The 8,821-nt window shown below is 38.3% G+C and carries 6 protein-coding genes; 5 read left to right on the plus strand and 1 reads right to left on the minus strand.

The window, feature by feature from the left end; genetic code table 11:
- The first annotated feature begins 321 nt into the window (after positions 1–321).
- Both ABXH34_RS15785 and ABXH34_RS15790 read left to right on the plus strand, forming a co-directional pair.
- Positions 322–2,370 (plus strand): sodium-translocating pyrophosphatase, encoded by a 2,049-nt coding sequence (locus ABXH34_RS15785; RefSeq protein ID WP_353572850.1) that lies wholly within the window; start codon positions 322–324, stop codon positions 2,368–2,370.
- A 149-nt stretch (positions 2,371–2,519) separates the two neighbouring features.
- Entirely contained in the window at positions 2,520–2,696 is a 177-nt protein-coding gene (locus tag ABXH34_RS15790) for a hypothetical protein (RefSeq protein ID WP_353572851.1), read from the plus strand.
- 66 nt (positions 2,697–2,762) lie between these two features.
- Here ABXH34_RS15790 and ABXH34_RS15795 read toward each other — a convergent pair whose 3' ends face one another.
- Positions 2,763–4,592 carry a hybrid sensor histidine kinase/response regulator gene (locus tag ABXH34_RS15795; protein ID WP_353572852.1) on the minus strand — a complete coding sequence of 610 codons (1,830 nt, stop codon included), beginning with the start codon at positions 4,590–4,592 and terminating at the stop codon, positions 2,763–2,765.
- A 133-nt stretch (positions 4,593–4,725) separates the two neighbouring features.
- Here ABXH34_RS15795 and ABXH34_RS15800 point away from each other — a divergent pair, with 133 nt between their 5' ends.
- From ABXH34_RS15800 to ABXH34_RS15810, 3 genes are all read left to right on the plus strand, one after another.
- Positions 4,726–5,940: an ABC transporter substrate binding protein gene (locus ABXH34_RS15800; protein WP_353572853.1), complete on the plus strand. Its 1,215-nt coding sequence runs from the start codon at positions 4,726–4,728 to the stop codon at positions 5,938–5,940.
- Between the two features lie 204 nt (positions 5,941–6,144).
- Complete coding sequence (locus tag ABXH34_RS15805) at positions 6,145–6,738, plus strand: sugar transferase (RefSeq protein WP_353572854.1); 594 nt, start codon at positions 6,145–6,147, stop codon at positions 6,736–6,738.
- Positions 6,739–6,782: 44 nt separating this feature from the next.
- Positions 6,783–8,573: a polysaccharide biosynthesis protein gene (locus tag ABXH34_RS15810; protein WP_353572855.1), complete on the plus strand. Its 1,791-nt coding sequence runs from the start codon at positions 6,783–6,785 to the stop codon at positions 8,571–8,573.
- Positions 8,574–8,821 lie beyond the last annotated feature (248 nt).

The following is an 8,821-nucleotide window of genomic DNA, read 5'->3' on the forward strand; positions in this document are numbered from 1 at the left end:
GTGTAACCAATGCCCATTCATGACTGAGTTAAGCTTGGTTTTAAATCCGCTAAACCCTTGGTAATCATATTTTTTAGCAATTGGCCTGACCATTGTTGGGTGTTAGTTATTGTAATAATAAAATCCCTTTATACTATTAGTGGAGTTTATGTTACTATCCAGACACTAAATAAAAGTGTTTTTGGTTTTTTTACCCGATTTTTCTAGCTTCTCAGGACAATAAATAACAATAACTGGGAACGGGGAAAAGTTTTTAAAATTAATAAAAATAATGACTTAAAATAATCAATTTTTTTATCAAACCACACCAAAGGAGAAACTATGTCCATAGAAATTATACTATCGTTGCTATGTGCTGCGGGAGCAATTGTTTATGGTGGCCTGTCTATTAGCTGGATTCTAAACCAGTCGGCAGGGAATGAGCGAATGCAAGAGATTGCAGGGGCAATTCAAGAAGGTGCAAATGCTTACCTAAACCGTCAATATTCAGCTATCGCTGTTGTTGGGGTTGTGATTGCCATTGCATCGTATTTTGTATTAGGTACATTAACTGCGGTCGGGTTTATAATTGGTGCTGTTTGTTCAGCTCTCGCAGGCTACATTGGCATGTTCATTTCAGTTCGTGCCAATGTACGTACCGCTCAAGCAGCACATCATGGTATTAATGCAGCATTAGCTGTTGCGTTTCGTGGTGGTGCAATCACAGGTTTATTAGTGGTTGGTTTAGGCTTACTTGGTGTAGCAGGTTATTATGCAGTATTACAATCACTCACACCTGCCGATGTTGCAACAACAGACTTATCTCCACTGATTGGCTTAGGTTTTGGTAGCTCACTTATTTCAATTTTTGCTCGTCTTGGCGGCGGTATCTTCACTAAAGGTGCAGATGTAGGTGCTGACTTAGTTGGTAAAGTGGAAGCGGGTATTCCTGAAGATGACCCTCGTAACCCTGCTGTAATTGCTGATAATGTAGGTGATAATGTAGGCGACTGTGCAGGTATGGCAGCCGACTTATTTGAAACGTATGCTGTGACTATTATTGCAACCATGCTTATCGGTGCATTAACCTTCCAAGCCGTTCCAGAGCTGGCGAACAAAGCCATTTTGTTACCACTTGTTTTAGGTGGTGTCTCTATCATCGCTTCTATTATCGGTACTTTCTTCGTCACAACAAATAACGATAAAATTATGTGGGCGTTGTATAAAGGCTTAATTGTCGCGGGTGTTATCGCGGGTGTTGCATTCTATCCTGTTATTACTTGGGTTTTGGGTAGTGACGCATTAACCATTTCGGGTGAATCTGTTCCCATCATGAACATTTATCTTGCATCGTTAATAGGTTTAGCGCTTACGGGTGCGATGGTTGTGATTACTGAATATTACACCTCAACTGAATATGCACCTGTCAGACATATTGCAGCCGCATCTGAAACAGGTCATGCAACTAACGTGATTGCAGGTTTAGGCATTTCCATGAAAGCCACTGCAGCCCCTGTTATCGCAGTCTGTTTAAGTATTTTTGCAGCGCATGAATTAGCGGGCTTATTCGGTATTGCTATCGCTGCAACTTCAATGTTATCAATGGCGGGAATTATCGTTGCGTTAGATGCTTATGGCCCTATCACTGATAATGCAGGTGGTATTGCTGAAATGGCTGAATTAGATGAAGAAATTCGGAATATCACAGACCCTCTCGATGCGGTTGGTAACACAACTAAAGCCGTCACTAAAGGTTATGCGATTGGTTCAGCAGGTTTAGCAGCCTTAGTCTTATTTGCTGATTTTGAGCATAAGCTAGAAGCTGCGGGTATGCACATCACTTTTGAACTCACCGACCCTATGGTCATTATTGGTTTATTCATTGGTGGGATGATTCCTTACGTTTTCGCAGCAATGGCAATGGAAGCTGTTGGACGTGCGGCAAGTAGTGTTGTTGTTGAAGTACGCCGCCAATTCAAAGAAATTCCGGGCATTATGGATAAAACTGCCAAACCAGATTATTCACGCGCAGTGGATATGTTAACTAAATCGGCAATTAGAGAAATGATTGTTCCATCTTTATTACCTGTCTTCGTACCTGTTATTGTTGGCTTATTATTAGGCCCTCAAGCATTAGGCGGTATGCTAATGGGTACTATTGTCACAGGCTTGTTCGTAGCAATTTCCATGACTGTGGGTGGTGGAGCTTGGGATAATGCGAAGAAATTTGTAGAAGATGGCTACCATGGTGGTAAAAACTCCGATGCACATAAAGCGGCGGTAACAGGTGATACAGTAGGTGATCCATATAAGGATACGGCAGGTCCTGCGGTGAATCCGTTAATTAAAATTATTAACATTGTTGCGTTATTAATCGTACCATTGTTATAAGTGAAGTCTGAACTGGCAGCTTTGTTATTGTACAAAATTGTCAGTTCTTAATAATAAAATCAAGATTTCCTTTAGTTAATGGATTTACCATGTAGTTGTCTCAATACCAATTTTAATTATCACCACGTTGTTACCAAAGGAGAACCACCGTGCAATTAGTACTTGAATTAACGGAAGAAGAAAAAGAAATACTCAAAGAAGTGTCTGCGAGTGAATTATCAGAGTTGCGTTTTGAAATTGCGGATACAGATCGTAAAGACTTCCGTGATATGTTGAAACGTAAAGAAGTGCTGTTAAAACGAATTATCGCGCAGTTAGAAGAATAGTTTTAAGTAAAACTTAAAGTGCAAGCCATTGTTTTATGATAAAAATCAGCTTGCACTTTTTTAAAATTAAGTAATGGGTAACAATATATGGAATGTTGTGCCTTTGCCTATTTCAGTCTCCAATTCTAATTTCCCATTATGTTTTTCTATAATCTTCAATACAATATCTAAGCCGAGTCCACTACCTTCTCCCGCAGGCTTGGTTGTAAAGAAGGGTTTAAAAATCTTTTCCTGAATCTCTTGTGGAATACCAGAACCTGTATCAGCCACACTGATTTTGATATTATCCTGTTGTTGCTGGGCATCAACTGTTAAAACCCCTTTATAATCCATTGCTTGTAGTGCATTATGAATTAAATTCATCCAGACTTGATTCAGTTCATCAGGAAAGCAATTAATATGTGGAATTTCCGCAAAATTGAGGACTGTTTCAACGCCATGCTTTAATTGGTTATGATATAAGGTTAATACGGTTTCTATGCCGTTAACAATATCTGCGGGCTCTTTTTCACCACTATGATCGTAACGGGCAAAACTTTTAAGTGCGAGAATAATTTTACTGGCTCGTTCTGATGCGGTTTCAATGGTTTTCGAGCTGCGTTGCAAACTCGTTAGCTGGTACAATATTTCAAAAGTCACAAGGCTTTCATCTGATTTAAGTATTGGCACAAGATGTTCTATTTCTTTATAAATACCCATATCAACTAATTTATCCGCAACTGACATCGTATCATCAATACCATAAGTCTCTAGCTCTTTGGCTAATTGACGACGTATTTTGCGCTGCTCACGAGAAGATAATGGTTTATCTAAATGATTAGTTTGTGCCAATAACATCAGCACTTCTTCGTGTTGAGGGTCAGAAAGTTGCCGAAAAAAATCAGGTAATAAAGGTAGGTTTTGTCTGAGAAATTGGGAAATATGATTGACTGAAGAACGAATTGCACCTAATGGAGTTTTGATTTCATGCGCAACACCTGCAATAAGTTGTCCCAAAGCAGCCATTTTTTCTGATTGAACCAGTTCATTTTGGGTGGCTTGCAAATGTTCTAGCGTAAGCTGTAATTTTTCATTTGCATTACGTAACCGGATTTCAGCTTGTTTCCGCTCCGTCACATCACGCGCAATCAGCAGAATAGCAGGTTTATCCTTATAGTGAATAAAACGGCCACTGATTTCCGCAGGAAAACAATCACCATTACTACGGACACACCGAGCTTCGACAAACCCATCTAGCTCATCGTGTTGCTCAACTAATGAGATAATGAACCGAACCAATTTTTGCTCATCTGCTTGATATTCAATGTCTTTTAATGAAAGATTTTTAATTTCTTCCAAGTCGTAATCTAAATAATCACAAGCCACTAAATTAGCGTCAATAAATATATCTTGCTCTAGTCCATAAACTAAAATCGCGTCTGCCGCGCTATCAAATAGATTTTTATATTTATTTTCAGATTCTTGTAATCTTTTATTCTGTAAAGCCAGTTTCTTTTGCAAGTTATGTACTTTAAGATGCGCTTCAACTCGTGCTAATACCTCCTCAGCTTGAAAAGGTTTTGTAATAAAGTCGACACCACCTGCCTTGAATGATTTAACCTTATCAACAATTTCAGATAATGCGCTGACAAAGATAATCGGGATTGCTCTCGTCTGTTCATCCGCCTTTAAGCGTTCACATACTTCATAGCCATCCATCCCCGGCATCATGATATCTAATAGAATTAAGTCAGGCATTGCTCTATTTGCAGCAATTAATGCCATTTCTCCATTCTTTGCAGTATGAACTTTATATTGTCCACGTTTTGTGAGAATATGAGTTAAAATCTGCAAGTTAGTTGGCGTATCATCTACAACTAAAATACTATTTTTCTCAGTGAGTGAGTCACTATTCATTATGGTTTGCTCAATCAACAACTAGCCTATATTTTTGCCAAAAAGTGTGCATGAAATTCATATCTAAATCAATGACTATTTAAGTTGTTTTTATTTTTAAACGTTAAACTAGGATAGTCAGTTCGAGGTTACAGTGAAAATAAAACAAGCAATTACAGTGCTAACTCAACAAGTTATTTTAATTTTTTTATGTAGTACTGCATTTAATAGTTTTGCAGCAGAAGAAATTATATTTAGTGCTAAACCCAAAACCAATCCTGAAGATAAGCCTTGGCGCATTGGTTTCTATCAAGGAGGACCACTTGATACCTATCCAAAAGTATTGGCTGCCACCGTTAAAGGCTTGGTTGAATTAGGTTGGTTAGTGGAAGAAGAGTTGCCGCCATCTGGCATAAAATTAACCAGTACAAATGATATTTGGGATCATTTAGCCAATTTAGATAATCGTTACTTAGATTTTGTTGGAAATGCATTTTGGTCGGCAGAGTGGGACGAAAATTTAAGACAAAAACATGTTGAGAAAATGATTCATCGTTTCAATACACGACAAGATATTGATTTTATGATTGCTATGGGCACATGGGCAGGTATTGATTTAGCCAATGATCGACATAAAACTAAGTTGCTGGTATTTGATGCAGCAGATGCAGTGAAGTCCAAAATAATCAATAGTATTTATGATTCAGGTTTAGACCATATCAATGCTCGTGTTGACCCGTTACGCTATAAACGCCAAATTCGATTATTTTCCAATTTGATTGGGTTTAAAAAATTAGGCGTTGCTTATGAAAACTCTGAAGTGGGAGAAGTGTATTCTGCTATCGACGATGTTAGGGCAGTAGGTAAAGAGCTGGATTTTAAAGTGGTTCGTTGTTTTACTAAATCAGAAGTGCCTGATAGCTTATTATATCTTGCAGAAGAAAGTCTTAGAAAATGCTATCAAGAATTTTTAGAAAGTGTTGACGCGGTTTATATTACTTATCAGCGCGGGACAGAAAATGCCTCCATATTAAAAGAATTGTTAGACATGCTAAATGAAGCAGGGATTTATACATTTTCTCAAACAGGCTCAGATCATGTACGTTTGGGGGCTTTAATGAGTATTGCTCTAGTCAGTTATAAGGGAGTAGGGCGTTTTCATGCTGAGACAATGGCGAAAATATTGAATGGTGCAAAACCCCGTGAACTCAGCCAAATTTATTCTGACTCCATGAATATTGCGATTAATTTGGATACGGCCAAAGAGGTCAATTTTGATCCACCTATTAGTTTATTAGGGGCAACTGATGAGCTTTATTCCAAAGAGTTACAGGAAAAACAGAAGCAAGATGCCGAGTTTTTTTATTAAAAGAGGCATTGATTTTTACATTACCCATAAGTAAGTAAAATATGCAAATAGGATTTTGGTTACAAAAATAGACATAGATCAAGTTCATGCAATTTCGAATAGAGAACCCTCTTGAGCATTTTATACTATTCATGATTTACGCCTTGCATCCTTGAGGTATATCTATTATAAGTGTTCGTTTCACTTGCTTTTATTTGTAAAGAAATGGCAGCTAAACGTTTATTTGATTTATTTTTTGTCATCCTCGGCTTGATTGTACTCAGTCCAATATTACTGTTGATTGCAGTTTGGATTAAATTAGACAGTCGTGGCACGGTGTTTTTTCAACAAACTCGGGTTGGACAATATGGAAAATTATTTAAAATTATAAAATTCCGCACCATGTCCATGAGTAATGAAGGGCTTAAATTAACCATTGGACAAGATCAACGCATCACCCGTTCAGGCTATTTTTTGCGGAAATACAAATTAGATGAATTGCCGCAGTTATTCAATGTATTAAGAGGTGATATGAGTTTAGTCGGCCCTCGTCCTGAAGTACCTGAATACGTGGCTTATTATCCTGACGAAATTAAAGATATTGTATTATCTGTACCTGTTGGTATTACCGACAATGCCTCGATTGAATTCAAAGATGAGAGTGAATTATTAGCCACCTCTCAACAGCCAGAAATAGACTATATTCAAAAGATTATCCCTGTTAAATTGGCCTATCATCAGCAATATGTTAACGAACGCAATTTGATGCTAGATTTTAGTTTGATTATTAAAACCTTGACCCGAGTTTTTATTCGCTAATGTCCCGCCTTCATCATTTGCCGATTCTTATTTATGATGCCTTAATGTCAGGCCTAGCATGGGTGCTGGCAATTTTAATACGCTATAACTTCCAGCCTGATAATGAAGATTTTGCAGCCATCTATTTGTTTCCAATCATCATGACCCTACAGGTATGGATTGCGTGGCGTAGTGGTTTACAACGTGGGATTTGGCGTTATGTCAGTATGCACGATGTGCGTTTAATGTTGAATGTGGCCTTTTCGGGGACATTGGTTGCAGCATTGGTTTTATTTATTTTGATACGTTTAGACAATATTCCACGTTCTTCACTCTTATTTTACCCTTTTATCTTAATCATATTATGGAGCATTCCGCGTTTAGCCTATCGTTTATGGTATGAGCATTCACTCAATTTTTTCTATATTCCGATTCCCACCACGCAACAAAAAGTACTGATTTTAGGTGCAGGCACATCAGGCGATATGCTGGTGCGAGATATGGTACGAACGCCGCAGTATGGCTATATTCCAATTGGTTTTTTAGATGACCAAACTAAATTATTGGGTGGCAAATTACATGGCATTCCTGTTTTAGGTTCAATTGAGGATGTGCAGGATATTGTGGCCGAATTAGATATTGACGTGATTATCATTGCTATCCCCTCTGCAACCGATGAGCAAATGCAGCGCGTGGTGGAGCTGTGCGAGCAAAGTAAAGTCCCTTTTAGAACATTGCCTAAGCTAGATAATGTGGTCAATGGTCAAGTCGATTTAACCACATTACGTGATGTATCGATTGATGATTTATTAGGTCGGGCTAAAGTGGAGCTGGATTGGCAAATAATCCAAACCAACTTACAACAAAAAACGGTGATGGTGACAGGGGGTGGCGGCTCGATTGGTTCAGAGTTGTGTCGTCAAGTCGCAAAGTTAAATCCTCAACAATTGATTATCTTTGAACGTTCTGAATTTAATTTATATCAAATCGAGCTGCAATTGCGCCAAACTTTTCCTGCTCTGACATTACATGCTTGTTTGGGGGACATTACCGATAAAATTACCCTTACTCATATTTTACAGCGTTATCAACCTCAAGTGATTTTCCATGCAGCCGCGTATAAACACGTTCCAATGTTACAAAATCAAGTTCGTCAAGCAGCTTATAATAATGTATTAGGGACTCAACGTTTAGCTGATTTAGCCAGTCAATATCAATGCGAAACCTTTGTTATGATCTCAACGGATAAGGCGGTCAATCCGACTAATGTGATGGGAACAACGAAACGGATTGCTGAAATTTATTGTCAAGGATTAAATGAACGTACCGATACTCAATTTATTACCGTGCGATTTGGTAATGTATTAGGTTCGGCGGGAAGTGTTGTCCCTTTGTTTAAACAGCAGATTCAACGAGGTGGGCCTGTGACGGTGACGCATCCAGATATTTCGCGTTATTTCATGACGATACCAGAAGCTTGTCAGTTAATTTTACAAGGCAGCGCAATGGGACAAGGTGGTGAAATTTTTGTATTGGATATGGGAAAACCGATAAAGATTTGTTATCTTGCTGAGCAAATGATTCGCTTATCAGGAAAAACGCCCGGCCAAGAGATTAAAATTGAGTATACGGGTTTGCGAGCGGGTGAAAAACTGCATGAAGAACTGTTTCACCATGATGAAGAATTTGCGCAAACACAACATCAAAAGATTTTTCTGGCATTGCATCGCACCAATCATTGGGAACGTACTCAGGATTTGCTACAACAGATAGAGCAAGCTTGCAATGTTTACGATGAAACAAAAATTTTGGGTATTCTACAAACGTTAGTGCCTGAGATGAAGCTGGAAAATTAAAAAATAGAGCTAATCCACGGCCATCAAATTCAATTTTTCTAATGAAATTATGATTCAATATATGGTCTGCTATTTATTCAGGTTTGTTATAACCGTTACTAGAAATCTGTACTAATCTCTTAGTTCAATTTATTCACATCGTCATCAACTCAGCAATGAAACATTGTCTGACAAGTCTCTTATGTGCGTTTAGGTGGGCTGTAACGTGTCCACACCATAGGTGTTTAAGTTTAGAGCTGCATTAACTG

This window comes from Candidatus Albibeggiatoa sp. nov. BB20, from assembly GCA_016744725.1.
Lineage (GTDB): Bacteria > Pseudomonadota > Gammaproteobacteria > Beggiatoales > Beggiatoaceae > Albibeggiatoa.

Coding starts and splice junctions, on each gene's coding strand:
- ABXH34_RS15785 (WP_353572850.1), top strand. CDS start 322: ATGTCCATAGAAATTATACTATCGTTGCTATGTGCTGCGGGAGCAATT.
- ABXH34_RS15810 (WP_353572855.1), top strand. CDS start 6,783: ATGTCAGGCCTAGCATGGGTGCTGGCAATTTTAATACGCTATAACTTC.
- ABXH34_RS15805 (WP_353572854.1), top strand. CDS start 6,145: ATGGCAGCTAAACGTTTATTTGATTTATTTTTTGTCATCCTCGGCTTG.
- ABXH34_RS15795 (WP_353572852.1), bottom strand. CDS start 4,592: ATGAATAGTGACTCACTCACTGAGAAAAATAGTATTTTAGTTGTAGAT.